The sequence below is a fragment of the Alcaligenes ammonioxydans genome (assembly GCF_019343455.1).
Lineage (GTDB): Bacteria > Pseudomonadota > Gammaproteobacteria > Burkholderiales > Burkholderiaceae_B > Alcaligenes > Alcaligenes ammonioxydans.
Map to the genome: position 1 here is coordinate 335649 of NZ_CP049362.1, position 25484 is coordinate 361132.

25 protein-coding genes are annotated in these 25484 nt (G+C 59.3%); 12 read left to right on the top strand and 13 right to left on the bottom strand.

What is annotated here, in order from left to right; translation table 11 throughout:
* Window positions 1–79: 79 nt before the first annotated feature.
* A complete protein-coding gene (locus FE795_RS01500) occupies window positions 80–1639 on the bottom strand; it encodes a TerC family protein (protein WP_003804393.1) in 1560 nt (519 codons plus the stop codon).
* A gap of 72 nt (window positions 1640–1711) precedes the next feature.
* Entirely contained in the window at window positions 1712–2062 is a 351-nt protein-coding gene (locus FE795_RS01505; RefSeq protein ID WP_131071202.1) for a hypothetical protein, read from the bottom strand.
* A gap of 298 nt (window positions 2063–2360) precedes the next feature.
* Between FE795_RS01505 and FE795_RS01510 the strand changes: the two genes are divergently transcribed.
* The 4 genes from FE795_RS01510 to FE795_RS01525 are packed head-to-tail and all read left to right on the top strand — an operon-like array spanning window position 2361 to window position 6870.
* Window positions 2361–3098, top strand: coding sequence for a sterol desaturase family protein (locus tag FE795_RS01510; protein WP_003804387.1), 738 nt, complete (start codon window positions 2361–2363; stop codon window positions 3096–3098).
* The gene (locus tag FE795_RS01515; RefSeq protein ID WP_003804385.1) at window positions 3095–4009 is read left to right on the top strand and encodes a fatty acid desaturase; all 915 of its coding nucleotides are present in this window, start codon (window positions 3095–3097) and stop codon (window positions 4007–4009) included. The genes FE795_RS01510 and FE795_RS01515 overlap by 4 nt, the downstream gene beginning before the upstream one ends.
* A gap of 14 nt (window positions 4010–4023) precedes the next feature.
* Entirely contained in the window at window positions 4024–5934 is a 1911-nt protein-coding gene (locus FE795_RS01520; protein ID WP_219235483.1) for an iron-containing redox enzyme family protein, read from the top strand.
* 3 nt (window positions 5935–5937) lie between these two features.
* Window positions 5938–6870, top strand: coding sequence for a DUF6999 family protein (locus tag FE795_RS01525; RefSeq protein ID WP_219235485.1), 933 nt, complete (start codon window positions 5938–5940; stop codon window positions 6868–6870).
* A gap of 123 nt (window positions 6871–6993) precedes the next feature.
* Here FE795_RS01525 and FE795_RS01530 read toward each other — a convergent pair whose 3' ends face one another.
* The 10 genes from FE795_RS01530 to FE795_RS01575 all read right to left on the bottom strand — a co-directional run bounded on the left by FE795_RS01530 (window position 6994) and on the right by FE795_RS01575 (window position 16976).
* Window positions 6994–7836 (bottom strand): branched-chain amino acid aminotransferase, encoded by an 843-nt coding sequence (locus FE795_RS01530; protein ID WP_219235486.1) that lies wholly within the window; start codon window positions 7834–7836, stop codon window positions 6994–6996.
* 131 nt (window positions 7837–7967) lie between these two features.
* Complete coding sequence (locus FE795_RS01535; RefSeq protein ID WP_219235488.1) at window positions 7968–8738, bottom strand: fumarylacetoacetate hydrolase family protein; 771 nt, start codon at window positions 8736–8738, stop codon at window positions 7968–7970.
* Between the two features lie 6 nt (window positions 8739–8744).
* Complete coding sequence (locus tag FE795_RS01540) at window positions 8745–9410, bottom strand: aspartate/glutamate racemase family protein (RefSeq protein WP_219235490.1); 666 nt, start codon at window positions 9408–9410, stop codon at window positions 8745–8747.
* A 7-nt stretch (window positions 9411–9417) separates the two neighbouring features.
* Window positions 9418–10056: a flavin reductase family protein gene (locus FE795_RS01545; RefSeq protein ID WP_219235493.1), complete on the bottom strand. Its 639-nt coding sequence runs from the start codon at window positions 10054–10056 to the stop codon at window positions 9418–9420.
* Between the two features lies 1 nt (window position 10057).
* Window positions 10058–11320, bottom strand: a complete 1263-nt coding sequence (locus FE795_RS01550) for a Zn-dependent hydrolase (RefSeq protein ID WP_219235495.1) — start codon at window positions 11318–11320, stop codon at window positions 10058–10060.
* On the bottom strand, window positions 11317–12684 hold the full coding sequence (locus FE795_RS01555) for a dihydroorotase (protein ID WP_059318485.1): 1368 nt from the start codon (window positions 12682–12684) through the stop codon (window positions 11317–11319). The genes FE795_RS01550 and FE795_RS01555 overlap by 4 nt, the downstream gene beginning before the upstream one ends.
* Window positions 12685–12806: 122 nt before the next feature.
* Complete coding sequence (locus FE795_RS01560) at window positions 12807–14315, bottom strand: amidohydrolase family protein (protein WP_219235496.1); 1509 nt, start codon at window positions 14313–14315, stop codon at window positions 12807–12809.
* Between the two features lie 2 nt (window positions 14316–14317).
* Window positions 14318–15136, bottom strand: a complete 819-nt coding sequence (locus tag FE795_RS01565; RefSeq protein ID WP_003804367.1) for an ABC transporter permease — start codon at window positions 15134–15136, stop codon at window positions 14318–14320.
* Complete coding sequence (locus FE795_RS01570) at window positions 15136–15897, bottom strand: ABC transporter ATP-binding protein (RefSeq protein ID WP_003804366.1); 762 nt, start codon at window positions 15895–15897, stop codon at window positions 15136–15138. The genes FE795_RS01565 and FE795_RS01570 overlap by 1 nt, the downstream gene beginning before the upstream one ends.
* 65 nt (window positions 15898–15962) lie before the next feature.
* Window positions 15963–16976 carry an ABC transporter substrate-binding protein gene (locus FE795_RS01575; protein WP_003804365.1) on the bottom strand — a complete coding sequence of 338 codons (1014 nt, stop codon included), beginning with the start codon at window positions 16974–16976 and terminating at the stop codon, window positions 15963–15965.
* Between the two features lie 150 nt (window positions 16977–17126).
* Between FE795_RS01575 and FE795_RS01580 the strand changes: the two genes are divergently transcribed.
* From FE795_RS01580 to FE795_RS01605, 6 genes are all read left to right on the top strand, one after another.
* Window positions 17127–18035, top strand: a complete 909-nt coding sequence (locus FE795_RS01580) for a LysR substrate-binding domain-containing protein (protein ID WP_003804363.1) — start codon at window positions 17127–17129, stop codon at window positions 18033–18035.
* Window positions 18036–18295: 260 nt separating this feature from the next.
* On the top strand, window positions 18296–19270 hold the full coding sequence (locus FE795_RS01585; RefSeq protein WP_219235498.1) for a substrate-binding periplasmic protein: 975 nt from the start codon (window positions 18296–18298) through the stop codon (window positions 19268–19270).
* An 85-nt stretch (window positions 19271–19355) separates the two neighbouring features.
* Complete coding sequence (locus FE795_RS01590; protein WP_003804360.1) at window positions 19356–20087, top strand: amino acid ABC transporter ATP-binding protein; 732 nt, start codon at window positions 19356–19358, stop codon at window positions 20085–20087.
* Between the two features lie 8 nt (window positions 20088–20095).
* Entirely contained in the window at window positions 20096–20767 is a 672-nt protein-coding gene (locus FE795_RS01595) for an amino acid ABC transporter permease (protein ID WP_003804358.1), read from the top strand.
* A gap of 12 nt (window positions 20768–20779) precedes the next feature.
* A complete protein-coding gene (locus FE795_RS01600; RefSeq protein ID WP_219235501.1) occupies window positions 20780–21448 on the top strand; it encodes an amino acid ABC transporter permease in 669 nt (222 codons plus the stop codon).
* 14 nt (window positions 21449–21462) lie between these two features.
* A complete protein-coding gene (locus tag FE795_RS01605; RefSeq protein ID WP_059318488.1) occupies window positions 21463–22368 on the top strand; it encodes a dihydrodipicolinate synthase family protein in 906 nt (301 codons plus the stop codon).
* Here the strand turns inward: FE795_RS01605 and FE795_RS01610 are convergent.
* Complete coding sequence (locus tag FE795_RS01610; protein ID WP_219235503.1) at window positions 22346–22666, bottom strand: hypothetical protein; 321 nt, start codon at window positions 22664–22666, stop codon at window positions 22346–22348. The two genes, FE795_RS01605 and FE795_RS01610, sit on opposite strands and share 23 nt — an antisense overlap.
* 563 nt (window positions 22667–23229) lie before the next feature.
* Here FE795_RS01610 and FE795_RS01615 point away from each other — a divergent pair.
* Both FE795_RS01615 and FE795_RS01620 read left to right on the top strand, forming a co-directional pair.
* Entirely contained in the window at window positions 23230–23787 is a 558-nt protein-coding gene (locus tag FE795_RS01615; protein WP_003804353.1) for a methylated-DNA--[protein]-cysteine S-methyltransferase, read from the top strand.
* A 125-nt stretch (window positions 23788–23912) separates the two neighbouring features.
* Window positions 23913–25403, top strand: coding sequence for an aldehyde dehydrogenase family protein (locus tag FE795_RS01620; RefSeq protein WP_003804351.1), 1491 nt, complete (start codon window positions 23913–23915; stop codon window positions 25401–25403).
* Window positions 25404–25484: the final 81 nt, after the last annotated feature.

The following is a 25484-nucleotide window of genomic DNA, read 5'->3' on the forward strand; positions in this document are numbered from 1 at the left end:
CCCTGGCCTTGTTTGCTTGCGACCTGGAGGCGTTCCTGCAGACCCGCTCCAGTACGGCCGCTGTGTAGCGTGGTCGCCCTTATTCCTGCGCTTGCTCCGCTACGTGCAAGCGGCTGACGTGTACCGTGGCGATACGACGCTGGCTGACTTCGGTAATTTCAAAGCGCAGGCCCTCAGCTTCAACGACCGTGCCCACGGTGGGCAGGGAGTCCAGACGCTCCAGCAGGAAACCGGCGACCGAGTTGAAGCTGTTGTCTTTCAGGAGCAGATCGTCTGCTTCGACCGCCTGGGCCAGCAAGAGCAGATCTATGCTGCCGTCCACCTGCCACAGGTTGGGGCCGATCTGCTGGATGGCAGGCTGCTCGTCCTCGTCCGGGAACTCGCCGGCAATCGCTTCCAGAATGTCGATGGGTGTCAGCAAGCCCTCAATGGCGCCGTACTCGTCAGTGACCAGCACGAATTGGCCGTTGGACTGCTTTAGCATGGCAATCGCGCTCAGCACATCGGTGTGCTCGTGCACGATGATGGGTTCACGCAGATCCGGCCACAGCTTGACCTGTGGGTACTCGTCCAGATCCGCCAGCAGGTCCTTGGCGCGCGCTACACCGACGACCTGGTCCAGATCTCCCTGACAGACGGGCAAAAAGCTGTGGGGGGTCGCGCGCAACTGTTGACGCAAGGTGTCGGTGGTGTCTTCGATGTTCAGCCAGGTGATTTCCTGGCGAGGGGTCATCAGCGAGCGGATGGGGCGTTCGGCCAGACTGAGTACACCGCTGACCATATTGCGCTCTTCGGTGCGGAAGGTCTGTTCATCCAGATCCGGCTGGCCCTCGCTGCCACTTTCATCCTTGTCTTCATGCTTGCGGTTGCTGAGCATGCGCAGCACGGCCTCGGCGGTACGGTCACGCAAAGGGCGGCGCGACTCCGAACGCAGCAGGCTGCGGCGGGCAATCTGGTTGAAGAACTCGATCAGGATGGAAAAGCCAATAGCGGCGTACAGATAGCCTTTGGGGATCTTGAAGCCCAGGCCTTCGGCGGTCAGCGTCAGACCAATCATCAGCAAGAAGCTCAAGCACAGCACCACCACGGTGGGGTGATTGTTCACGAAGGTGGTCAGTGGTTTGGAGGCCCAGATCATCAAACCGATGGATATGATAACGGCCGCCATCATGACAGGCAGTTCGTCCACCATCCCCACGGCGGTAATCACCGCATCCAGGGAGAACACGGCATCCAGCACCACAATTTGCGCCACCACCACACCAAAGCTGGCGTAAGCCTTGTTGGTGCTGGCGTGGTGACTGCCGCCTTCCAGACGCTCATGCAGCTCGCTGGTGGCCTTGAACAGCAGGAACAGGCCACCCAGCAGCAAGATCAGGTCGCGCCCCGAGAAACTGAGCGGGCCAATGGAGAACAGCGGCGTGGTCAGGGTAACCAGCCAGGAGACGATGGTCAGCAGACCCAGACGCATGATCAGCGCCAGAGACAGGCCGATCAGGCGAGCACGGTCACGCTGATGCGGGGGAAGTTTATCGGCCAGAATCGCGATAAAGATCAGGTTGTCGATGCCGAGAACAATCTCCAGCACCACCAGAGTTAATAAGCCGACCCATATGCTGGGATCGAGTAGCCATTCCATGATGTTGTCCTGTTAGACAGAGAAATAAGTGCAAAAACGCAAAACAAGCAGGGCGCAGGGGCGCGTCAGGAGTCAGACTCGTGGTGGACGATGCTCGGGGGCGAATTCGCAGCAAATAGCGGGCAGGGAATAAGGCGGGCAAGCCGAAGGCCAGGCATGCAGCCAGAACGACTGAACCGGGCAGGGCAAAGGGGTATCCGCATGGTCAGCGTACTGTTGCATGGGCGTATGCGCCAAAATGGCGCTGAGCTGCTGCAAAGGATGCTTTCCGGATTTGACTCGGTGGTCCACAGGCTCGGCCGCATCCGATTCGTGTTGAGCGAATAAGGCGGACTGACCACCTTGCACGGTTGCGTGGTAGTGAGAGCTGTAAGCCTGCAGGGGTAGGATGAGAAGTAAGACGACGACGAACCAACGTCTCATGGTGTCTAGGGAAAGTCTGTGACGACTCAGTATATCGTATGCGGACAAGTTCAAGGCAAGCGCAAGATCAAGTTCTGCTGTGTTGTGTATTCCTCACACAGGCGCCCTGGGTGAGTACCGGCTTCTCAATGGCACTGCCACGGAGCAGAAGTACACGGCTGTTGTTCCCGCGCCGGGCTGCTGCAAGTCGGCCTGGCGTGGGCCGCCTGGACGGCGGCAAGCAATTAGTAACTAAATTAACAAACGTGATTTTTCTGACCGCGCTAGCATTAGCACATTTTGTTACGTAGAGAGTGGAATGGGGCAGGCTTTTCAGGCCTTGAGCGTCTGGCAGGTAATGGGCGTGGGCTTATTGTTTTTCGGCGGCATCTACCTGCTGTTTGCACTGGTAACCCTGGCGCTGACACGATGGCTCTTGCCGGCTGTGGGCTGGGGGCGTCCTCTCGATACGCGTCCGTTGCGGCCCGGTCAACTGCGCCGGGAACTGAAGCAGTCGGGATCGGCCATTCTGATTTTCGGCCTGGGCATGGTGTTCCCCTGGGGGCTGCTGCAATTGGGCTGGGCGCGGTTGACGCCGGACGCCAGCGCCACCCGCATTGCCTTGGAAATTCTGGCCCTGATGATCTGGAACGATGTGCATTTCTGGGTGAATCACCGTTTGCTGCACACGCGTTGGTTGCGTCGTTATCATGGCCCGCATCATTCTTCTGTGGTGGTGACGCCGTTTTCCACCTACAGCTTTCACCCGCTTGAATCTCTGATGCTGGGCAATGTGATTCTGTTGCCGATGGTTGTGCATGATTTCAGCTTCTGGTCGCTCTTGTCGGTGCCCCTGTTCAGCCTGTTTTTCAATTGCATAGGCCACTCCAATTACGATTTTTTCCCCCATGTCTCCAGCCGGAACTGGTTGGCCGCCAGTCGTCGTCACCAGCGTCATCATGCCCAGTACAACGGGAACTATGGGTTTCAGTTCAGTTTCATGGACCGCCTGTTTGGCACGCGCCTGCCTGATCGCCCCGAGGAGGCGCGGGGATGAGTGCTGCGTGGCGTTTACGTCACCCGCGTGACTGGCAAAGCCTGCTGTACCTGATTGTCTACCCGGTCGTGGTGGTCGCGCTGTGGCGGGGTGGCTTCTCCTGGATTCTGTATGGCTTGCTGCTGTTTTTGACACTGGGTATGGGTGTCATCAACCACAATCATCATCATGTGCGCATGTGGCGAGGCCGTCTGCCCAATCGCCTGACGGATTTCTGGCTGACCCTGTTACAGGGCCATCCCGCTTGCGTGTTCTGGCCGGCGCATGGCTGCAATCATCATCGCTATAAACATGGACAAAAAGACGTGGCTCGTACCTACCGCTTCTGGCGTGGCGATACCAACGACGCCCTGGGCTGGTTGATGCACCCCTTTGAAGCCGTGCTTGCGCTGTATCCGGCAATTTATGCCTGGCTGGGCCGCCTGCGCCGACACTGGCCGGGTGTCTGGGGCTATTGCCTGGCGCAGTACGGACTGTGGCTGGGGAGTTGGACGCTTGCCCTGGCCCTGGACCCAGTCAAGGGTTTTTTATACGTCATCGTGCCGCAGCTGCATGGTTTGCACTGGCTCCTGACCACCAATTATCTACAGCATGCCCATGCCGATGGCAGTCATCAGGCCCATCAGGGCGGTCAATTGAGCTACGCGCGCAATTTTGAGGGGCTGGTCAACCCCTTGCTTTTTAATATCGGCCTGCATGTGGCCCACCATGAGCATTCGCGTGCGCATTGGTCGGAGCTGAAGCGGCTGCACGATACCGAATACCGAGCCCGCACCCCCGAGACCTTGAATGAAGGGGGGCTGGTGCCCTATATGCTGCGTGTTTTTGTGTTGGGTCTGTTCGTGCCCCGCTACCGCAGTCAAACCATGAACGCCGTGGGCCAGACAACGCATTGGCGTGATGGCGTGTAATCAGGAGTAGTGTTATGCCCGTGGCCTTTGATCAGGTCGTGATTCATCAGGCTCAGTGGTTTATGCCCGGCGAGCCGGTCGACAACGCCGCAATGGACAAGTTTATCGCCCCGCTGAACCGTATTTCAGGGCGCATCAAGCAGCGCATTCTGGCCGAAAACGGTATTGCGCAGCGCTATTACGCCATTGGGGAGGATGGCAGTACGCGCTGGAGCAATGCCACCATGGCCGCTAATGCCGTGCGGGCCTGCCTGGAGCAGGCAGGTTTGACCATGGCGGATGTGGGCCTGCTGGCCAGCGGGTCCTCGGGCGGGGACTTGCTGATGCCCGGTTTTGCCAATGCCATTCAGGGAGAGCTGGCGGCCCCGCCCCTGGAAGTGCATTCCGTTCACGGGATCTGTGCCGCGGGTGTCACGGCGCTGCAGGCTGTTGCCCAAGGGATTGAGCTGGGCACACACCGTCACGGTGTGGCAGTAGCCAGTGAAATGCCCTCGCGCTTGTTCCGCCGTTCGCGCTTTGCGTCACAAGATTATCAGGCAGATTTTGACTCCCATTTTTTGCGCTGGATGTTATCCGATGGCGCGGGAGCTGCGTTACTCAGCCACCAGGATCAGATTCTGCCTACCACGCAGGCCGGTGTGCGTTTGCGTTTGCGCTGGATTCATCAAAAATCCTTTTCCGGCGATTATCCCGTATGCATGCAGCTGGGCGCGGCGCGTGATTCGACGCGCAGCCATCTGGATTACGACTCCTGGTCTCAGGCGGAGCAGGATGGCGCCTTGTCCTTGCGTCAGGATATCCGTTTGCTGCCTCATTTGTTCGATATCGGAATTCACGAATACGTAAAACTGGTGCGAGACGGTTGGGTTGACCCTGAGCGCATCAGCCATTTCCTGTGCCATTACTCGTCCGAGAAGTTCCTGCCCGTGGTGGCGGACTTGCTGGAGCAGGCAGGCCTGGGTATTCCTGCCGAGCGCTGGTACAGCAATTTGCGCTGGCGCGGTAATACGGGCGCAGCCTCGATTCTGATCATGCTGGCCGAGTTCATGCGCGATCGGACCTTGACGCCCGGCGAACAAATCCTGTGCTACGTGCCCGAGTCGGGTCGCTTCATGACGGCCTACATGCTACTGGAAGTGGAGGCCTGCGATGCACCGGCCCCCGCCGTGTCCTACCCGTCTGCCAAGCAGGCGGCGGTGGCGTCCTGCGATCTGGTGGACATCGCTCCCCCGCACGACCCTGCCACGGCCCCACAAGGTTTGCGCGACTTGTTGACGCAATTGGCCCCTATCTGGCATGACTATCGTTCGCAAGTGTGGCGTACGCCTTTGCTGCGCAGCCTGCACGACGGCTCTATCCGGATGCAGGATTATCAGAAATGGATGGCCGACTGGATTCCCCAAGTACGGGAAGGGGCTAAATGGATGCGTGAAGCCTGCGACTCCTTATCACCCGCCTACGCGCCCTTGGCAGAGCTGATTCGCCTGCATGCTGGCGAAGAGCAGGATGATTTCAACATTCTGTTCGAGGACTACCGGCACGCAGGCGGTACCGCTACCGAGATAGAGCAATTGACGCGTAATCCAGGCGGTCAGGCGCTGAATTCCTATTTGCATGCTCTGGCGGCCAGCCAGGACCCGATTGGCTTGCTGGGCGCGATCTACATTATTGAAGGTACCGGTCAGCGCATTGTGCCGGCCCTGCTGCCCTTGCTCAAATCCGCGTTGTCGCTGGAGCCGGATATGTACCGCTTCCTGCACTATCACGGCATGAATGACGAGCATCATCTGGCCCGATGGCTGGTGGCGGTGGAATTGGCCCTGGACTGCGATGAAACAGGCCGTGCCGAGCAGATTATTATTGACACCGCGCGTCGTACCGCCGCCTTGTATCTGATGCAGTTCCAATACGCGAAAGAGTATTAAGACATGGACCCCATCCCGGATTTTTTAAGCAAACCGCATGACCCGCAGGACCCCAATCCCTGGCGGGCCCTGTATCTGGATCGCAGCACCCCCTTGCCAGACGAGGTCAAGCAGGCCTGGCTGACTGATTCCAGCTCGTCCTCGCGCCAGTATTTGTTGCCGTTTTTGCGGCCCCTGGCCCGTTTGACGATTGTGCTGATTCAGGTCGTTAAAACCTTTTTGCCGCGCAAATGGTCGCACTCGGGCCTGCTGCACCGCATTTTGGTGTGGGGCCTCAAGCGTTTTGTTTCGCCTCAGGCAAACTGGCTGATCTTGCGACACTTTCACCTGGGCTCACAGGTGCTGGCTTTTATTGCCGCCAACTCCCCCACCTCGGTGCCGACCACGCCGCTCACGCCCATGAATCTGGACGAATTGCGGGATCACACCTTTGTGAAGCACGATTTGAACCTGTTCAATTTCGTCATCCGTCTCAATCAGGCGTTGCGGGACAATCATCAGGAAATTGGCCCGCCGGAGCGGGTGGATTTTTCCATGATTCAGCCCGTGCCCCTGGCCTTGGAGGATATGCCCCAAGGTCCCTTGAACAAGGTGGACCTGCAAAGTGCCATCGAACTGTTCACGCCCTTGTATCAGTTGCTGCTGACCGATAACGACTTCTGGCGCGCGGCCAACTCCCTGCAGCTGGATGAGACCATTGGCATTTACGCGGCCAAGATCCTGCAGGCTCCTGAGCACCTGATTCTGGTGAACAATGGCCACCCTCTGGTGCCCATGTCGACCTTGCGAGCTGGCTACCGCCTGGTGCTGCACGGTCTGTCCACCGAGATGCTGCATAGCTTGCTCCATCAGATGAAGCAGGCGCAGGCGCTGCAGGAAAGTGCCCCGGTCGCCAATGAGCCACTGGACCCATGCTCGGTTGATTCGCAGGCTTGATTACGAAACGGCTCATGATTGAGCCGTTTTTCCAGGGGCAGAGCCTGTCCCGGACACCCAGTTGTTCAGGCTCAAGACTCATCCGCCCCCGGTGTTCGTGGGGGCGGCGAGTCTGTTCGCCCCTTAATTGCGTTCGGTATACGCCATGTACAGCTCGTGAGCACGGGTTTCAACCGGGCCACGAGCATAGTGGCGGTCGTCAATGCGATTGCAGTGCAGGACCTTGCCGTAATTGCCAGTGCTGAATACTTCATCTGCTTCCAACACGTCTTGTGGCGTCAGGCTGGCTTCCCGCACCTCCATGCCGTCATCTCGCAGCAGCAGCAGTACACGTCGGCGGGTAATGCCGTTCAGGAATGTGCCGTTCAGTTCGGGCGTCAGCACGATGCCGTCACGCACAATCCACAAATTGGCGACGGCAAACTCAGCCACTTTACCCTTGGAGTCCAGCACGATGGCGTTGTCAAAACCGCGTGCGCTGGCATCGCGCAAGATACGCTGGGTATTGGGGTACAGGCAGGACGCCTTGGCATCGGTGGGAGCCATGGAGGGATCGGGGCGCAGGAACTCGCTGAATGTGGCGCTAAAGCCGCTGTCGTCCGGCATGGGAGATTCAAAAATATGAATGGCCAGTTGGCTCGTTGACGGATCAGGCTGGATAAAACCGCCGGGTGCGAAATACAGCAGCTTGATGTAGTAATCCGTCGTGTGGGACAGTTTTTTCAGGCCCTCGTGTACCAGGTCGACGGTCTGTTGGGGGGTCATCACCGGTTCCATGCCCAGGGTGATGGCCGAACGGTTCAGACGCTCACAGTGCAGGTCCAGATCCGGCGTATGGCCCTGAATGGAGCGGGCACCGTCAAACACCGTCGTGGCCATCCAGAAAGCGTGGTCAGTAGCGCCAATCAAGGGGGCGCTGGTGTCGCTCCATTGACCATTGGACCAGGTGATTTCGTTTTTGCTCATGGGGCCTTTCTCCGAATGTTGGGGTGGCGGGGCGGCAATGGATCGCGCCCGTGTACTTTTTGCAGTACACATCATAGAGAGTAAAAGCCCACTTGCGGTGCTATCCGATAGGCAGGCCGCTTCCGCTGGTGTCAGGCACAGATAAAGTCCAGTTCGCCTAGCCCTTGAATGGCCGCCTGAATCCGGTCTCCGGCAGTGGCATACAGCATGGGCAGGCAAGAGCCGGTGATGATGACTTGTCCCTTTTGCAATCCACCGCCATGATGGCTGCCTTGATTTGCCAGCCAGATCAGCAGCCGCGTCAACTCGCCAGCGGGGTTTTGAGTTGGGCCTTGTAGGGGGGGGTGCTGTCCGACCTGCAAGCGCGCCCACTGCGGCTGGAGTAGTGTCCTGTCCTGTGCCGCCTTGCCTTGGGCTTGATAGACCAGCGCACCATGACTGGCCAGATCTGCCAAGGTGGATAGGCGGCCTACCGTATCGCGTTGCGCAAAGCGGGACTCTACGATTTCGACCGCCACGCAGACTTGGCTGACCGCCTCCCAGATCTGCTCCAGCGAGTACGGGGCGTGACTGGGTGGTAGATCCTGCCCCAGGATCAGGCCAATCTCCACTTCCATGCCTCGCAAGTCCAGATCCGTGCCGACGGGCTCTGTTGGGTTGGCATGGCGAAAGCGCAGGGGTAGGGGCGCGCAGGTAGGGGGGGCCACTGCGGTGGCTGCACCTACTTTCCAGCCGCCGATAGGACCCAACACCTCCATTTGCAGTGCCTGGACAAGGTAGGCCTGCTCAAAAGACACCGGGCGTAGCGCTTCGGGCCAGTCCTGGATGGGGCGGTGTTCGTGGCGAGCCTGGAGCAGACGCCGTGCGCTTGCCAGACCGCTCGATTCTGGAGGGGCATTCATCGACACTTACCAGCCTAGCAAGCAACGACCCAGGGCAACGGCCACGGTAGCCTGCGTGGGTTCCACGACGGCAATCCCCAAGGCTTGCTCCAGCGCCTCTCGTTGACTGGCCATGCCCGCGCAGCCGAGTACCACCACATCAGCACCGTGCTCGTCACGCAAACGCCGGCCGACTTCTGTCAGGCCTTGCAGGGTTCTTTGCTTGTCGGCCAGTTCTGACACGCTCATATTGATGGCCAGATCGGCAGCGAGGCGGTCGGTGACGCCCATGGCCCCAAAGTAGCGCAGGTGACGCGGGATGGAGGCCTGCAATATGGAGAGCACGCCAAAGCGTTGGCCCAGCGTCAAGGCGGTCAGCACGCCGGTTTCGGCAATGCCCAATACAGGCACATCCACCGCTTCGCGCAAAGTGTACAGGCCGGGGTCGCTAAAGCAGGCCACCACATAGGCGGCGGCGTCTTCTTGGACGCTCAGGGCCTGGGCGCGCAGGTGAGGAATCAGGGTGTCAATATCGGTTTGGCTTTGTACACCCGCCGGGCCTTGGGGCAAGCGCAGGCAGGAGATGGCCGGGCCATCGGCCAGACGCAGGGGCTGGACGGCACGGTCCAGGCCATCCGTTACGATCTGGCTGGAATTGGGGTTCAGAACGTAGATATGAGGGCGACGATTCATGATGTTTTTAGGTTTGGATGGGCGGCGGCCCGTTGTGATGGCTCAGTTTTTCTGATTGAAAGCGGCCTTGCAGGCCGACATACCAGTCCGAACCATGCAGGCGCCCGATCGGGTCGTAAGCGGCTATGTCAATGCGCCCGTCAGGCGTCAGGATGGCGTCGTCGCAGTGCAGATGCAGGATTTCGCCAATGACGATATGGCGTAGCGGGCCCAGGTCCAGTGCAGTGTGCAAGCGGCATTCAAACTGCACCGGGCATTGGGCGATACGGGGCGGCTGCACTTGTGCGCTGGGGGCCAGATCCAGGCCCGCTTGCAGGTGCTCGGCCTGTCCGGTCGGGTAGGCTATGCCGCAGATATTCATGGCGTGTGCCAGTTTCGCGCTAATCAGGTTCACCACAAACTGTCCTGTTGCCAGGATGTTGCGGGTGGTGTCTTTCAGGCCATCGGCAGAGTGCGCGTCGTTTTCCAGGCCCAGCGCCAAGACGGCAGGCTCTGAGCCCATCACATTGAAAAAACTGAAAGGGGCCGTGTTCACGCGCCCTTGCGGGTCACAGGTGGTGACCAGGGCAATGGGGCGCGGCAACACGGTGTTGACCAACAAGCGGTAGCGTTCGCGTTCGCCAAGCTGATCGCAGGACCAGTCCATGTCAGCTCTCCAGGTGCTGGTCCAACATGACAATGCTCTGATACAGCACGCGTGTACCGTCCAGCAACTGCTCGGAAGTAATCGATTCTTCGGGGCAATGGCTGCGACCATTCAGGCAGGGAATGAAAATCATGCCGATAGGGCCGCTGGGGGCCATGTAGACCGCATCGTGACCGGCTCCGCTGGGCATCACCATGCTCGGGTAACCCAACGCACTGGCGGCCTGCTCGATGATGCTCATCACATCGGGCGTGCAGTCCGTGGGCTTGGCCAGGCTGACTTGCGCCGCGTCCAGACCCAGGCCCATGGCCTCGATGTCCGGGCGCAACTGGGCCAGCAGTTCCTCGGTGAAGTTCTGCATCAGCTCCTGGCGGTCGCTGCGTACTTCCACCATCATCTCCACACGGCCGGGTACGGCATTGGAGGCGTTGGGCGTCAGGTTCAGGTTGCCAATGGTGGCGACCAGATAGTCTGGCCCTCCCAGCGCACGGCGGGCCTTGCGGTCCACTTCACCGATGATCAGGCTGGCACCGACCAGGGCATCACGACGTATGTCCATGGGGGTGGTGCCGGCATGGTCAGGGCGACCGGTAATGATGATGCGATGGCGGCAAATGCCCACGATATTGCTAACCACGCCAATGGGCAGATTGCGCGACTCCAGCACGGGCCCTTGTTCGATATGCAGCTCGACAAAGGCGGCAGTATCGCCAGGGGCACGACGGGCCTGGGCCAGTTCCTGGGGGCGGCCGCCGATGCGGGCAATGCCTTGCGCCAGTGTTTCGCCCTGTGGATTGCGTTCGGCCAGCATGGCTTCGGACAGGACACCGCCCATGGCACGGCTGCCTACGCAGGACACGCCATAGTCGCTAGGTTCCTCAGACAGAAAATCCACCACTTCAAAAGGATGGTCCAGCTCGATGTCCTGCTCGTTCAGGCAACGGGCGACTTCCAGCCCGGCCAGCACGCCGATAATGCCGTCGTAGCGTCCGCCATACATCACGGTGTCGCAGTGTGAGCCGGTTGTAATCGGCGCCAGCCCAGGCTTGCGCCCTTCACGGCGACCGATCAGATTGCCGGCGGCGTCCATGCGTACGCTCAAGCCTGCTTGCTCGAACTGTTCCCGCAGCCACTGACGTGATTGCAGAAACAGATCGGAGAAGGCGCGGCGGGTCCAGGGCTGGTCGGGCAATGTGAACCTTGCCAGCTCCTGGGTGCTGCGCCACAGGCGCTCCTGATTCAACAAGGGCATGGCCAGACTCATGACAATTCGCCTGCTTTGTGCGGACGGATGAACTGACCGTCGCCCGCGGCATTGCGTATGGTTTTGCCGTCCCAGGCCAGTTGTCCTCGCACATAGGTGGCTTCCACACGTACCTGAAACTCGCGGTCCTCAAAAGAACTCCAGGTCACGGCGGACAGGCTGGTGGACGGGTCAAAGCGGTAGGTGTCGGGTTTGACGATCACGATGTCGGCATCTGCACCTACATTCAGCGAGCCCTTGCGGTGTTCCAGCAGGAAGTGTTGGGCCGGGCCCCAGCACAATTGCTTGACGACCATGGTGGGGGAAATGCCGTGCTCGGCGCAGCCGGTCCAGAAGGCGGGCAGCAGCGTTTCCAGACCAGGACCACCGGAGGAGTTCTGAAACACGTTTTCAAACTGTTTGCGCTCCAGGCCCCAGCTTACGTGGTCGGAGGACACGAAGGTACATTCGTCGTTGGCGATGTGGGTCCAGAGCAGATCCATTTCCGCTTTGGGACGAATGGGTGGGTAGTGTTTGGTCTTGGCACCAAAGCGGCGGGTATGCTCCTCGTGGTTCAGCATCAGGTACTGCACGCAGGTTTCGATCGAGGCTTTGTGGCCGGCCCGGCGATACATATTGCAGATCTCAAAGCCACGCGACAGGGAGACGTGTACGGCGTGGGCACGGGCGCCGGTCTGGGCCCCGATTTCATAAATGGCGCTGGTGGCCAGGTTTTCGATCAGGGGGGTATGGGCGCGCAAGAACGCGTCCCAGCCTGTATCACCCGCTTCAACCATGCGCTTGATGTTCTTGCGGGTCAGCTCCTGGTCCTGGTTATGCACACCGCAAGCCAGACCGGAGGGGGCGATCAGGCGAAAGGCCTCCATCAGAATGTCTTCTTCCACGCGCGGGAAGCGGTTGGGGCTGGCTTCAAAGGTTGAGAATTTGAAACCGCAGACACCGCCTTCAATCAGGCCGGCGGCCGCTTCCAGACCGTGCTGGTCATTCAGGGTGCCGTAGCAGGCCACGTCCACATGGCAATCGCTTTCAATGCGGGCAATCTTGTCTTCCAGCTGCGGGCGGGAGGCCACGGGCTCGGGGTCGTCATAAGGCATTTCCACCATGGTGGTGACGCCACCGGCTGCCGCCGCCCGTGAGGCCCAGCCCAGCCCTTCCTGATTGGCCTGGCTGCCGGAGTGCACCTGACCGTCCAGCACGCCGGGCATGACCCACATGCCACGCGCATCCACATGTTCACGGGCTGAAGGAGCCGCGCCAATACCGCGTGCGGCCACCCGGCCCTCACGCACGGCGACCCAGCCGTCCGTGATGATGCGGTCGCGCTCAACAATATTTCCTCGTACTACCAGATCAAAATCGCTCATTGTCTTCCTCCTTGAAGGGCTCGGACCCGCCTAGCTCGCGTGTCCGCAATCGTGTTCGTTTCCATGATTGAAGCAAATCCACTCATGAATGTCGTATGCCTATTTATCTTTAAAACATAACGTCATGTTAAGTCTTGGCTAGGGTGTGCCCAGCGCTGCACGTGATAGCGGTCATGGCCCAGGCACAGGCAGAAAGAACCTACGGCCTTGGCCAGTTTTTCCGTGATGTGGCGCTTGTCGTAGGTATTGCGTGTGATGCGTTCCTGGGCCTGCTCCACTTGCTGTCGCAGGCGCGGCATATTCACTTGTGTTAACTGTCGGTCGCGCACGGCAAACCGGCCGTCGACCATTACGTGGCGCAGGGCCAGACCGTCTTCCAGATGCACGAGCTGATTGACCGTGTTGTTATGCGGAATCCAGTTGATATGGGCCAGATCCAGAAACACGATATCGGCCTTGCGACCCGGCTCCAGACGTCCCAGTTGCTCGCCCATGCCCAGGCAGCGGGCGCTGCCTTCGGTGGCCGCGTACAGCGCTTGTTCGGTGGTAATCCAGCGTTCGGTATTGGGGCCACGCACCTTGGATGAGAAGGAGGCCAGGCGCATGGCTTCGTACATGTTCTGGTTATCGCCACTGTTTGAGCCGTCCGTGCCCAGACCCACGGTAATACCGCGCTCCAGCATGGCATTCACATCGGCAATCCCATTGCCCAGACGCATATTGCTGCCGGGGTTGTGGGCCACCATGGCTCCGCGCACCGCCAGAATGTCCAGGTCGCGCTCGTCCAGCCAGATGGCGTGCGCCAGGGTGAAACGGGGCGAGATCAGGCCCAGCTTGTCCAGGTGTTGAACAATGGTGCTGCCATAACGTTTTATGCCGGTCAGGGCTTGCACATAGGACTCGCCAACGTGGCTGTGCAGGCCGATATCGCGCTCCGCGCTGATTTCACCACAGCTTTGCAGGAACTCGTCCGAACACAACATGGGAATGGTCGGGGCCAGGGCCACGCGAATGCGGTCGGCGTTGCGCTGCTGGTCCAGAAAGTCCGTCAGCCCCGATAGCGTGGCCCGGAATGATTGCGGTGTCAGTTGGGCCACAAACTTCTGCAAGTCCTGGGGCAGGGCTTCGATCAGGCCGGGCACGGACTGGTAAAAGGACAGGTCGGCCATCATGGGCGCGACCGTGGCCCGCATGCCGGCATCCACATAGGCCTGGGCCACGGCATTCATGCCTTCGGCAGTGGGTACAGGCACCTCGGAGTACAGGTCGTAGCTGGCGGTACAGCCCTTGAGCAGCATTTCGGCCGCATTGAGCTGCGTGCTCAGGTATTTGTCTTCCAGATGGCGGTCGCCATTGATCCAGGGGCCAGCCGTCAATAACAGTTCCAGTGACCAGCGATCTCCCATGGCCTTGGCATAGGTGCCATGGCCGTGGGTGTGGGCGTTGATCAAGCCGGGATGCAGCAATTGGTCGTCCGCTTGCACCACCGTGGCATCGACGGGGACGGGCAAGCCGGGCGGGCCCATGGCTTCGATCTTGCCATTCTTGATCAGGATGTCCAAAGGCTCGGCCTTGGCCTGGGCGTGGGACAGCACCAGGGCACCACGGATGACGGTATAAGGGAAGGTCATGATCAGCTCCGATTGTCTTTGATCGCCCACGGGAACAGGATGCGTTCGGCGGCGGAAATCACCTGGAAGAACACAATGCCCAGGACCGACAGGATGGCCATGGCACCGAAGGCAACCGGCGTCTTGAAAAAGGCGGTGGAGGTCGTGATCAGGTAACCCAGACCTTGGTCGGCCGCCACAAACTCGCCCACCACGGCGCCCACCACGGACAAGGTAATAGCCACTTTCAGGCCCGAGAAAATAAAGGGCACGGCAAAGGGCAGGCGAATGCGGAAAAACTCCTGCAGGCGGGTGGCGCGGCACGCACGCACCAGCTCAATCAGCTCGGGTGGCGCTGCCAGCAGGCCCGCCGTCATGGAGATCACCAGCGGGAAGAAGGCGACCAGAAACGTCACCACCACACGGGGTAACTCGGTGGGGCCGAAGATAATGACCAGGATCGGAGCCAGAGCCACCTTGGGGATGGATTGGGTCAGGATCAATAAGGGATAGATGGCCTGCTCAAAAAAACGTGAATAGGTAATCAGCACGGCCAGCGGGAAGCTCACCGCAATGGACAGCAAAAAGCCCAGCATGATGGTGCGCGTCGAGACCAGCGTATGCATCAGCATGGCTTCTTTCATCTGCATGGAGTCGGCCCAGATGCGCGAGGGGGCGGGCACCAGGTACTCAGGGATGTCAAACAGGCGGCTGGCCAGCTCCCACAAAATGACCACGGCAATCAGGGTGATGGCCGGGACGGTAATTTCATTGAAATCGCGCAGGCGCAGCCGTCGTTTATAGACGGGCGTGACGCCCAGGGTTTGAGCTTGCTCACTCATCACGCCACCTCGTGTTGGAAAATAAGTTCACGCACGGCAGCGGCACAGCGCGTAAATTCCGGTGTGCCCACCAGGGAAAAGTCACGTTCACGCGGCAGGCTCACGTCCAGAATCTCGGTAATCTGGCCGGGGCGTGGCGACATGACCACGATGCGATGCCCCAGCATGACGGCCTCGGAAATCGAGTGCGTCACAAACACGATGGTTTTGGGGTCTTCGTACCAAAGGCGCAGCAACTCCAGCGTCATGGTCTCGCGGGTCAGCGCGTCCAGAGCGCCAAAAGGCTCGTCCATCAGCACCACTTTCGGGTTGTGAACCAGTGCGCGGCAAATGGCGACGCGTTGCTGCATGCCACCAGACAACTGTTTGGGATGATGGTGCAGGAAATTGCCCAGACCTGCGGTGGTCAACAGGCGCGTGGCGCGGCTGCGGGCCTGATCGTCCAGGCAACCCATGATGCTGGACGGCAAGAGGGTGTTGTCCAGAATATTGGCCCAGGGCACCAGGGTCGGGGCCTGGAACACAATGCCGGTGTCCTGGCGGGGGTGGGCAACGATTTCATCATCAATACTGACGGTGCCGCTTGAGGGCATCAGCAAGCCGGCAATCAGGCGCAGCAGGGTGGATTTCCCGCAGCCCGACGCGCCGACGATGGCAATGATTTCGTTGTCCTGGATGTCCAGATTGATGTGTTTCAGTGCCTGAGTCTCGCGCTCGGTATGACGACCGTAGATCAGGTTCACGTCTTGAATGCGTATCACAATGCGCTCCTAGGGCGCGCGCCGGCCCGCCGGGGCCAGCCAGCGCTCGCGAAAATCAGCGTGGCTCAGGGCTTGGCCGTGCCGTTGGCCTTGACGATGAACTGGGTGTCGTAGGCTTGGTGATAGTCCCAGGCAGGGTCCAGGCTTTGTGCCTCCGCCACCGCTTCATAGGTGTTTTTCATGCGACCCTCTTCCAGGCTGCCGACACCGTGCTCCTTGCTGAAATCGGTGTAGATGTAGCCCAGCACGGCGTTCAGATTGCCCATGCAGTCATCCCGGTCAATTTCAGGATTGGCTTTGACGTGGGCCTGACAAGCCGTGTCCGGGTCCTTGCGGGCGGCGTCCCAGGCCTCGATGGTGGCGTTCAGAAAGTTCTGCACCATCTGTGGGCGTTCGGCCAGCGTCTTGTCAGTGGTGAAAACGGACAGGGCGTAGATGTTGAAACCCTGGTCGCTAAAGGGCAGCACCACGATCTCCTTGCCAAAACGCTTGGCCTGTTTGTTCTGGTAGTAGTAGTTGGTGGCCAGGAAAGGGGCGGCGTCCACTTTGCCGTTAATCAGCAGTGGCGCCATGGAAGAACCGTCGACGGTGACCCACTGAATCTTGTCGGGATCGGTATTGGCTTTGCGCGCCACCATGGGGAAGTACAGCTTGTGGCTGTTGCCGGGCGAGACGGCAATTTTTTTGCCCTCCAGGCCGGAGAAGTTGGTGATGCCCGAGTCCTTGAGCACAAACAGGGAATGGGCCGAGTGCGAGAAGGTGGACGCAATGGCCTTGATGGGAGTCTGGCTGTTCTGGCGCGAGGTCAGAATGGCGGAAATGTCGGCCAGACCAATATCGGCGGCACCACCGGCTACCTTCAGCACGGTGTCGCCCGAACCTGTGCCGCGGGTGATCTTCAGGTCTATGCCGTGTTTCTCGTAAATCCCGTTGGCAATGCCCGAGTAATACGGGGCATAGTCGCCGGTGGGAATGAAGTCCAGCATCAGATGAACGTTGTCAGCGGCGTGGGCGGTGGGCGCAGCAGCGGCCAGTCCCACGCCCAGCACCGCCAGGGTGCGAGCAAGCAGGGTTTGCATGGTTTTGTCTCCGTGTCGTAGTAATGAGGCCGCTCTGTAAGCCCGGTGCGATCAAGGCGCGCCGGGATGGCAGCTTGAAAAAATTGAAACATAGGCCACTTAAAATGTCTTATGCTTATTTGTGCTCGAAACATAAGGCTACGTTAAGGGATGTTGCTCAATCTTCGTCAAATCGAGGTTTTTCGCGCCATCATGCTGACCGGCTCGATCAGCAAGGCAGCGCAACTGCTGAACGTGTCGCAGCCGGCCATCAGCCGCCTCCTGTCCTATACCGAATCACGCATTGGTCTGGTGCTGTTTGAGCGCATCAAAGGGCGGCTGTATCCCACGCCCGAAGCGCGTCGGCTCTATCAGGAAGTGGAGCAAGTCCATAACAGTGTGCAGCGGGTCAACGAGGTGGCGACCGACTTGATCGAAAAGCGTCATGGCAGCTTGCACATTGCCGTCAGTCCCAGTTTGGGACAGACCTTGATTCCCATGGCGGTGACGCGTTTTCGCCAGGCCTTTCCGGATGTGAAGGTCTATGTGCGTACCCTGATTTCCAGCGACCTGGTACAGGCTTTGGTCACGCAACAGGCCGAAGTGGGCGTGGCGATTGTGCCCCTGACCCATCCCAGCCTGCACGCCCAATCCATTTACGAAAACCATCTGGTGGCTGTGCTGCCAGCCAGCCATCCGCTGGCTGACAAGCAGGAGCTGGACGCCCGTGACCTGGAAGGTCTGGACCTGATTGGCTATGGCAATGACACCCCTTATGGCCAGATGGTGCAGCAGTTGTTCGGCAACCGTCCCGGCATACCGCAGCTGGCGGTAGAAGTGCGTCTGACTCATATTGCCTGTGCCATGGTGCAGGCCGGCGCGGGAATTGCGATTGTGGACGAACTGGCCGTGGCCGGTCGCGTCTGGCCGGATGTGGTGGTACGACCGATCAATCCGCGCACCACCATGCCCTTGCACATGCTGCATTCCAATGTGGTGCCGGTCTCGCAACTGGCACACGATTTCATGGAAATGGTGGTCTCGACGGCTTCCCGGGGCATGCGGGCGGGTTGGGCCTGAGTGGCTCGTTCATTACTCAAGCCCTAGTCCTGCACGGCGTCGCTGGCGCGTCGCCCCCTTTCTCATAGAGGAGTCTTGCTCCGGTTGCGCTATTGGCGCCTGCCGAACCTTGCCTGCAAACGCCGTGTTGTGCGGGCGGCAGCCTTATTAGCTTAATGCAATGTTATGAAGAGTTAATAAAAAAGCATATGACATCAAGGTTTCTCCAACCCTAGAATGAACGCACTACAAACAGAAAATAATGGCAAGGAGACAACAATATGCAAGGTGTAAACACCATTGCCGCGTGGGTCGCGGCTATTTCTCGCACACGTACTCCCTCTCAAGGGGGACATGCCCGTTTGGGACGTGCCCGTCTGGGACATGCCTGTCTGGGCAGGAAAGCGGGTGTGATGCTGGCGGCTGTCGCTGCAAGTCTGGCCTTGAGCCTGCCTGCACAGGCGGACAATCCCAATCAGGGCAAGAAGTTCAAAGTGGCCGCGGATGTGGGCCTGGTGCCGTTTTTCATGCGCGGCGCCGATGGCAAGCTGGATGGTTTTTCCAACGATCTGACCCAGGAAGTAGCCCAGCGCATGGGCTATGACGGTGCCGAGGTCATCGACACGCCGTTTTCCGCCATTTTTGCGGGCCTGTTTTCCAGTCGCTACGACATGGTGGCGGCGCCCACCAACACCACACGGGAACGGGCCGAGCAAATGCTGTTTGCCGAGCCGTATATGGCAGGCGGTCTGAGCTTTCTGGCTAAAAAAGGCGCAACGGTCAATACGCTGGATGATCTGAAAGGCAAGACGATTGCTGTCAATAATGGCAGTTTCTCGGATCGCTGGTTGCAGGATAACCAGGATAAATACGGCTATAAGATCCAGCGTTTCAACAAGAATACCGATGCGGTGCAGGCGGTGGCTATTGGCCGCGCGTTTGCCAATATGTCCGAAACGCCATTGGCCCGTTACATTGCCACGCAAACCCCTGCTCTGGCACCGGTGTACGACATGACGACCGAAGCCAACTATGCCTTTGCGTTTCGCAAGGACGATACGGCTTTGCGCAATCGTGTCGACGAAGTGCTGGAATGCATGAAGCAGGATGGATCGCTGTCCAAGCTGCACATGAAATGGTTTGGCACTGAACCCAATGCCGGCACCGCCATGACGGTGATCTTCCCCGGCTATGGCGTGCCTGATTATCCCGGCTACGAGCCCACCGGGCACACCCCCGACTGCTCCCGTCCTTAAGGCGCTTTTGCGCTGATTTTCCAGCTATACGGCCCTGCTGGGCCGGTTCCCGCCTGCCCGGATGGCAGGCGGTCAAGGAGCGACCATGAGTGAGATTGTCCGCATCCAGGGCTTGCGCAAATCCTTTGGGCAGGCCGAAATTCTTAAAGGCATAGACCTGAGCGTCAACACCGGCGAAGTTCTTGTGATGATTGGCGGGTCGGGCTCGGGAAAAAGTACCTGCCTGCGTTGCATCAACCGTCTAGAGACCCCCACCAGCGGCACGATTATGGTGGCAGGCAATGAAGTGACCTGCCCTCGCACCGATCTGAATCAGGTGCGCCAAAACATAGGCATGGTGTTTCAGGGCATCCATCTGTACCCGCATATGACGGCGCTGGGCAATGTGATGCTGGCGTTGCGCAAGGTGAAAAAAGTACCCAAGCCACAGGCCGAGGAACTGGCCCGTCATCACCTGGAGCAGGTCGGTCTGGCCCAGCGCATGGAGCACTATCCCAGCCAGTTGTCCGGCGGTCAGCAGCAACGTGTGGGCATTGCCCGTGCGCTGGCGCTGGAGCCCAAAGTCATGCTGTTTGATGAACCTACTTCGGGCCTGGACCCTGAACTGGTGGGGGAAGTGCTGAACGTGATGAAACGTACCCGTGATGCAGGCATGACCATGGTGATTGTGACCCACGAAATGCAGTTTGCCCGCGAGGTGGGGGACCGCATTGTATTCATGGACCAGGGTGTGATTCTGGATCAAGGCAGTCCCGAGGACATTTTGGGCCAGCCGCGTCACAAGCGCATTCAGGATTTTCTGAGCCGCATGCACTGAGGCCCGCCATGGAGCAGATTCTTTATTACTTCTTTAACTGGACGCTGATCAGCCCCTACCTGCCTGAGATATTGCAGGGCTTTTGGGTGACGCTGCAAATGGCCGTCATGACCGTGGTTCTGGGCACGGCCCTGGGTCTGGCACTGGCGGTGCTGCGCTGTTATGGCTGGCGTCCAGTCAATATCCTGATGACGCTGTATGTGGACGTATTCCGTGCGATTCCACAACTGGTCATTATTGTGTTGGTCTTTTTTGCTTTGCCGTCTGTGGGGATTGTGATCGATCCTATGCCAGCCACGGTGCTGGCCTTGAGTCTGGTGCTGTCCGCCTTTGCGGAAGAGATCTTTTGGTCCGGTATTGCAGCGGTGCCGACCGGGCAATGGGAAGCGGGGCGCTCGACAGGCATGGGTTTCAGCCAGACGCTGTTTGCCATCATCTTGCCGCAGGCCGTGCGGCTGGCGATTCCCCCACTGACCAATCGTGCCATCGGGATTACCAAAGGCACCACGCTGGGCTCGGTCATCGCTGTGCCTGAATTGCTTAACGTCTCCAGCAACATTCAGTCCACCATTGCCAACCCCACCGCCTTCACGGCCGGGGCCTTTTTGTTCTGCCTGATTTTCTTCCCCTTCGTGTATCTCACGCGGGTGCTGGAACGGCGCTATGCGATCAAATCGTAGGAGGGATGCGCGATGGAATTGATCGATACCTTCCTCAATCCGACGATTCTCGCCGCCAGCTGGCCCTTGTTGCTGCAGGGCTTGTGGCTGACCATCAAGCTCTCGGTCATTATCGTGCCGCTGGCTGCCTTGCTGGGTCTGGTGATTGCCGCTGTGCACTATCAGCAGCATCGCTGGCTGAACCGGCTGATTTTGCTGTACGTGGACTTTTTCCGGGCCTTTCCGCCTTTGGTGCTGCTGATCTTCATTTATTACGGCCTGCCGTTCCTGGGCCTGCCTCTGAATGAGTTCTCTGCCACGGTGCTGGCCCTGGTCCTGAACAGTAGTGGCTATTTTGCGGAGATTTTCCGGGCGGGCCTGGAGTCGGTGTCACCGGGGCAAAATGAGGCGGCTCGCTCGACGGGACTGAATGCCCGCCAGGCCATGGCCTATGTGGTAGTGCCGCAAGGTGTGCGAAATGTGATCCCTGATCTGGCAAGCAATACGCTGGAAGCTATCAAACAGACCTCGATTGCCTCGGCCGTGGCCTTGCCCGAGCTGTTGCGCTCGGCCCAGATCATGCAGGGTGAGACCTACAGCCAGACACCGCTGGTCGCGGCCGCGCTGATTTACTTCATTCTTCTCTGGCCCTTGGTACGCATGATTTCGCGTATGCAAAAGCCGTTTGTCATTCCACGTTGAGCCTGAGTGTCATTATGAAAAATAAAGGTGTCTTTTCCATTTGCCCGACCCCTTTCAAACCGGGTGGCGAGCTGGATTTGCAAAGCCTGGTCAGTCTGGTGAATTTTCAGCTGGAGGCCGGTATACACGGACTGGCGATTCTGGGGGTGATGGGCGAGTTGCATAAGCTCAGCACGTTCGAGCGTCGGCGTGTTATTGAAACGGTGGTGGCCGGCGTGCGTGGCGCAGTGCCGGTCTGGGTGGGGGTGCGGGCCATGGGAACGGCAGCCGCGGTGGAGCAGGCTCGCAGTGCCGAGGACCTGGGAGCAGATGCCATCTTTGTCGCACCCCTGGCCGGGGCGGACGACGAGATGCAGGTGTCTTTTTATCGCCAGATCGTGCAGGCCATTCGTATTCCCGTCGTCATTCACGACTTTCCGGAATTGTTTGCAGCCCGTATCAGCCCGGCTTTGGCGGTGCGGCTGAAAGAGGAGGCGGGAGTATCCATTCTGAACTCCGAAGATCCCCCTGTCGGCCAGAAAATCACCGCCGTGCGGGGTTTGTCAGGGGATGCCTTGCCCATTTTGAGTGGCTTGGGCGGCATGCATTTTCTGGAGGAATTGCAGCGGGGTGCCGATGGTGTCGTGACAGGTTTCTCCTTTCCGGAAATCCTGCTCAAAGTCTATGCGCTGTATCGGCAAGGCGAGCAGCAAGAGGCCGCGCGTGTGTTCGACCGTTATTGCTCGCTGATCCGTTACGAGTTTCAACCGCTAGTGGCACTGGCGCTGCGCAAGTATTCCTACATGCGCCGTGGCATCATCGCCTGCGACGCCACCCGCGATCCAGCCACGGCGCTGGATCACCTCAGCCGTGACGAGTTCGAGGCTGTGGTACGCCGTGTGGGCCTGGACTTGACCGTCACGGGTGTGCAAACCGTTTAAACCTTGCTGCACTTGTTGTCATTGCCGGATAAACATCGAGAATCCCCTCGCTGTTTATCCGTTTTTTATTTTTTGCTTGCGTCACTTCTTCTTCTTCTTCTTCTTCTTCTTCTTCTTCTTCTTCTTCTTCTTCGTTTTGGGCCCTGGTAGAGCGGAGCTGCGTCCGAAGCAGGAGGCTGGTGAGATAAGGAAACAAGGAGCGCAAAAGTGGCTGCATGTTTAGAGAGTGTCTCGTGAAAACGCCGGTCTGGGCCGGAGGGCCGTCCTCCGGGCTTGGCTCCTTGTCGGTGCTACGCACCGGTATCCTGGTCAGGCGAGCTATTCGAGCGCGTCCTGAATTCGCGAAAGTGCCTTGTCCCCCGGACAAGGCACAAGCATTGCGCTCAAACAACAGGACGCTTGAACCCCGAATAGCCAGCCTGCCTGCGGCAAGAAGCCTGAATCGCCCGGAGGACGGCCCCCCGGGCCAGACCGGCTCACAATGACTATTAATACAAGCCCTGCCTGCTTCTAGGGCCTGGCCGTAGGTGGTTCTTTCGGCTGATGTAGCGGCGTTAGGGGCTTGAGGGTGTCGAGGTTTGCGTGTTGATCGTCACTCCCATCCGTTAGCGGTGGGTGTGGGCAGACACAAAAGTACAAGCCAACTCCTAACTATTGAGTGCCTGACGCTTTGTGGGAGCATGCGCCTTGCTTGGAGTATCCCGCTCAACAAACTGTCTTGCGTAATCTGGAGTTTGTCATTTGTCATTTGTCGATTCTCTTTGACGCTAAAGCCCAAGCTGCCTGGGTGTTGTCCGCGTTTTTGAAGAGGCTCGAGTCGCGCAGTATGATCAAGCATTCTGCCTTTGGACCGGAATTGCCATGTTTGCCTATGTCGGGCTGCGTACGGCCTGCTTTGACACGCCTTTAGGGACGATGCGTCTGTTGGTCGATGCTCAAGGTGCTTTGCTGCGTCTGGACTTCGAGCAAGAGACCGTGCATGGCCTGACCGCCGAGCAACGGGCCGGTCTGGTGCCTGCACCGGAGCTGGCCTTGCCGGTACAGGCACAACTGGATGATTATTTCGCCGGTCGTCGGCAGCAGTTTGATCTGCCCTTTCGCCTGCAAGGCACCGAGTTCCAGCAACAGGTCTGGCAGGCTTTGCTGACCATCCCCTACGGCCAGACCTGGACCTATGGTCAGATGGCCGATCATCTGGGCCGCCCCAAGGCCGTGCGCGCGGTCGGTCAGGCCTGTGGCCTCAATCCCATCAGCATCATCGTGCCCTGCCACCGCGTGCAGGGAGCCAATGGCATGTTGACCGGCTTTAGTTCCGGCTTGCATCGCAAAGCCAGCTTGCTGCACTTCGAACGCCGCGTCCATGTGAGCGGCGTGGGTGACATTCAAGCCAGCCTGCCCGCCCAGCTCGATTTGTTCTAACGCAGGTCGGGGTGCACTCCGTACCCAAATCAACAAGCCCTCGTGCACAGAATCACAAGTCTGGGCTTGGCCTCGTCCCTATACTGGATTCGTGAAGAATCAACTATTCCGTGTGGAGACAGACTATGGGGCAGGACGTACAAGCCGAGCGTAACGCGATTCGCGAACACATGATTATTGACGGCAAACCCGTCACTGAATCTCAAGGACCCACGATACCCGTCTACGATCCCGCCACGGGACACGTGATTGCGCATCAGCCCGAGGCTGGTGTTCAAGGCGTAGACAGGGCCGTGCGGGCCGCCCGCCAGGCTTTGGAGCAGGGCGAATGGAGCAAGATGCTGCCTGCCCAGCGTGAGCGCCTGTTGCTGCGTCTGGCTGATCTGGTCGAAGCTCATGCCGACGAACTGGCTCGTCTGGAAACCTTGAACAATGGCAAGCTGCTGTTCTTCTCCTACGGTCTGGAAGTGGGTGCCAGCGCACAATGGCTGCGTTACATGGCCGGCTGGGCCACCAAGATCAGTGGTGAGCTACTGTCGCCTTCCATCGCTTTTCCACCCGGTATCAATTACCACGCGTATACCCGTCAGGAGCCGGTAGGGGTGGTGGGGGCAATTGTGCCCTGGAACTTCCCGCTCTTGATGGCAGTGTGGAAAATCGCCCCGGCCATGGCCGCTGGCTGCACCGTGGTTCTCAAGCCCGCTGAGGAAACCCCGCTCACGGCCATCCGTCTGGCCGAACTGGCTCTGGAGGCCGGTTTTCCCGCTGGGGTGATCAACGTCATCACGGGTCGTGGCGAGAGCACGGGCGCGGCACTGACAGCACACCCCGACGTGAACAAGATTTCCTTTACTGGTTCCACGGAGGTGGGCAAGTTGATCGGCCATCAGGCCGTCAATGACATGAAGCGCATGTCTTTGGAACTGGGCGGCAAGTCACCTGTGGTCATCATGGACGATTGTGATGTGGACATGGCCATTCAAGGGGCGGCCAATGCCATTTTCTTTAACCAGGGGCAGGTGTGTACCGCCGGTTCGCGTCTGTTTGTACAAAAAGGCATTTATGAGCGCGTGGTGCAGGGCGTAGCCGATCTGGCGTCCTCCATGACGCTGGGTTCGGGTTTTGAGCAGTCCACCCAGATTGCGCCGCTGATCTCGGCGCGCCATCAGCAGCGCGTGCAGAACTACATCGACGTGGGTCGTCAGCAAGGGGGACGCATGTTGGCGGGCGAGGGTGCGCGCCCTGAGCAAGGCTATTTTGTACGCCCCACGGTGTTTGCCGATGTGGCCCCCGATGCCCGCATCATGCGTGAAGAGATTTTTGGGCCGGTGGTGGTCGCCACGGCGTTTGATTCGGAGGCGCAGGCATTGGCACTGGCCAACGATACGGACTTTGGCCTGGGCGCCAGCGTCTGGAGCCAGGATCTGGCCCGCGTTCAGCGTTTGACTGCGGGCATCAAGGCCGGAACCGTGTGGGTCAACACGCATAACATGCTGGACCCCAGCATGCCCTTTGGGGGCTACAAGCAATCGGGCCTGGGTCGGGAGCACGGGCGTGCGGCCGTAGAGGCTTACCTGGAGACCAAATCGGTCTGCATGGCCTACCCGGCCGCCTAGCGAAAAGCCGAGCTAGGCCTGGAGGTCGGCATGACAAGGCCTTGAGCGGATTCAGTACACGGGCGCGAACACAATAACGAT

What these genes read in the sequence shown, in the direction of transcription:
- FE795_RS01580 (WP_003804363.1), top strand. Translation starts at nt 17,127, where the DNA reads ATGTTGCTCAATCTTCGTCAAATCGAGGTTTTTCGCGCCATCATGCTG.
- FE795_RS01525 (WP_219235485.1), top strand. Translation starts at nt 5,938, where the DNA reads ATGGACCCCATCCCGGATTTTTTAAGCAAACCGCATGACCCGCAGGAC.
- FE795_RS01585 (WP_219235498.1), top strand. Translation starts at nt 18,296, where the DNA reads ATGCAAGGTGTAAACACCATTGCCGCGTGGGTCGCGGCTATTTCTCGC.
- FE795_RS01620 (WP_003804351.1), top strand. Translation starts at nt 23,913, where the DNA reads ATGGGGCAGGACGTACAAGCCGAGCGTAACGCGATTCGCGAACACATG.
- FE795_RS01615 (WP_003804353.1), top strand. Translation starts at nt 23,230, where the DNA reads ATGTTTGCCTATGTCGGGCTGCGTACGGCCTGCTTTGACACGCCTTTA.
- FE795_RS01500 (WP_003804393.1), bottom strand. Translation starts at nt 1,639, where the DNA reads ATGGAATGGCTACTCGATCCCAGCATATGGGTCGGCTTATTAACTCTG.
- FE795_RS01515 (WP_003804385.1), top strand. Translation starts at nt 3,095, where the DNA reads ATGAGTGCTGCGTGGCGTTTACGTCACCCGCGTGACTGGCAAAGCCTG.
- FE795_RS01535 (WP_219235488.1), bottom strand. Translation starts at nt 8,738, where the DNA reads ATGAATGCCCCTCCAGAATCGAGCGGTCTGGCAAGCGCACGGCGTCTG.
- FE795_RS01590 (WP_003804360.1), top strand. Translation starts at nt 19,356, where the DNA reads ATGAGTGAGATTGTCCGCATCCAGGGCTTGCGCAAATCCTTTGGGCAG.
- FE795_RS01600 (WP_219235501.1), top strand. Translation starts at nt 20,780, where the DNA reads ATGGAATTGATCGATACCTTCCTCAATCCGACGATTCTCGCCGCCAGC.
- FE795_RS01545 (WP_219235493.1), bottom strand. Translation starts at nt 10,056, where the DNA reads ATGGACTGGTCCTGCGATCAGCTTGGCGAACGCGAACGCTACCGCTTG.
- FE795_RS01605 (WP_059318488.1), top strand. Translation starts at nt 21,463, where the DNA reads ATGAAAAATAAAGGTGTCTTTTCCATTTGCCCGACCCCTTTCAAACCG.
- FE795_RS01530 (WP_219235486.1), bottom strand. Translation starts at nt 7,836, where the DNA reads ATGAGCAAAAACGAAATCACCTGGTCCAATGGTCAATGGAGCGACACC.
- FE795_RS01550 (WP_219235495.1), bottom strand. Translation starts at nt 11,320, where the DNA reads ATGAGTCTGGCCATGCCCTTGTTGAATCAGGAGCGCCTGTGGCGCAGC.
- FE795_RS01565 (WP_003804367.1), bottom strand. Translation starts at nt 15,136, where the DNA reads ATGAGTGAGCAAGCTCAAACCCTGGGCGTCACGCCCGTCTATAAACGA.
- FE795_RS01540 (WP_219235490.1), bottom strand. Translation starts at nt 9,410, where the DNA reads ATGAATCGTCGCCCTCATATCTACGTTCTGAACCCCAATTCCAGCCAG.
- FE795_RS01555 (WP_059318485.1), bottom strand. Translation starts at nt 12,684, where the DNA reads ATGAGCGATTTTGATCTGGTAGTACGAGGAAATATTGTTGAGCGCGAC.
- FE795_RS01560 (WP_219235496.1), bottom strand. Translation starts at nt 14,315, where the DNA reads ATGACCTTCCCTTATACCGTCATCCGTGGTGCCCTGGTGCTGTCCCAC.
- FE795_RS01595 (WP_003804358.1), top strand. Translation starts at nt 20,096, where the DNA reads ATGGAGCAGATTCTTTATTACTTCTTTAACTGGACGCTGATCAGCCCC.
- FE795_RS01520 (WP_219235483.1), top strand. Translation starts at nt 4,024, where the DNA reads ATGCCCGTGGCCTTTGATCAGGTCGTGATTCATCAGGCTCAGTGGTTT.
- FE795_RS01505 (WP_131071202.1), bottom strand. Translation starts at nt 2,062, where the DNA reads ATGAGACGTTGGTTCGTCGTCGTCTTACTTCTCATCCTACCCCTGCAG.
- FE795_RS01510 (WP_003804387.1), top strand. Translation starts at nt 2,361, where the DNA reads ATGGGGCAGGCTTTTCAGGCCTTGAGCGTCTGGCAGGTAATGGGCGTG.
- FE795_RS01575 (WP_003804365.1), bottom strand. Translation starts at nt 16,976, where the DNA reads ATGCAAACCCTGCTTGCTCGCACCCTGGCGGTGCTGGGCGTGGGACTG.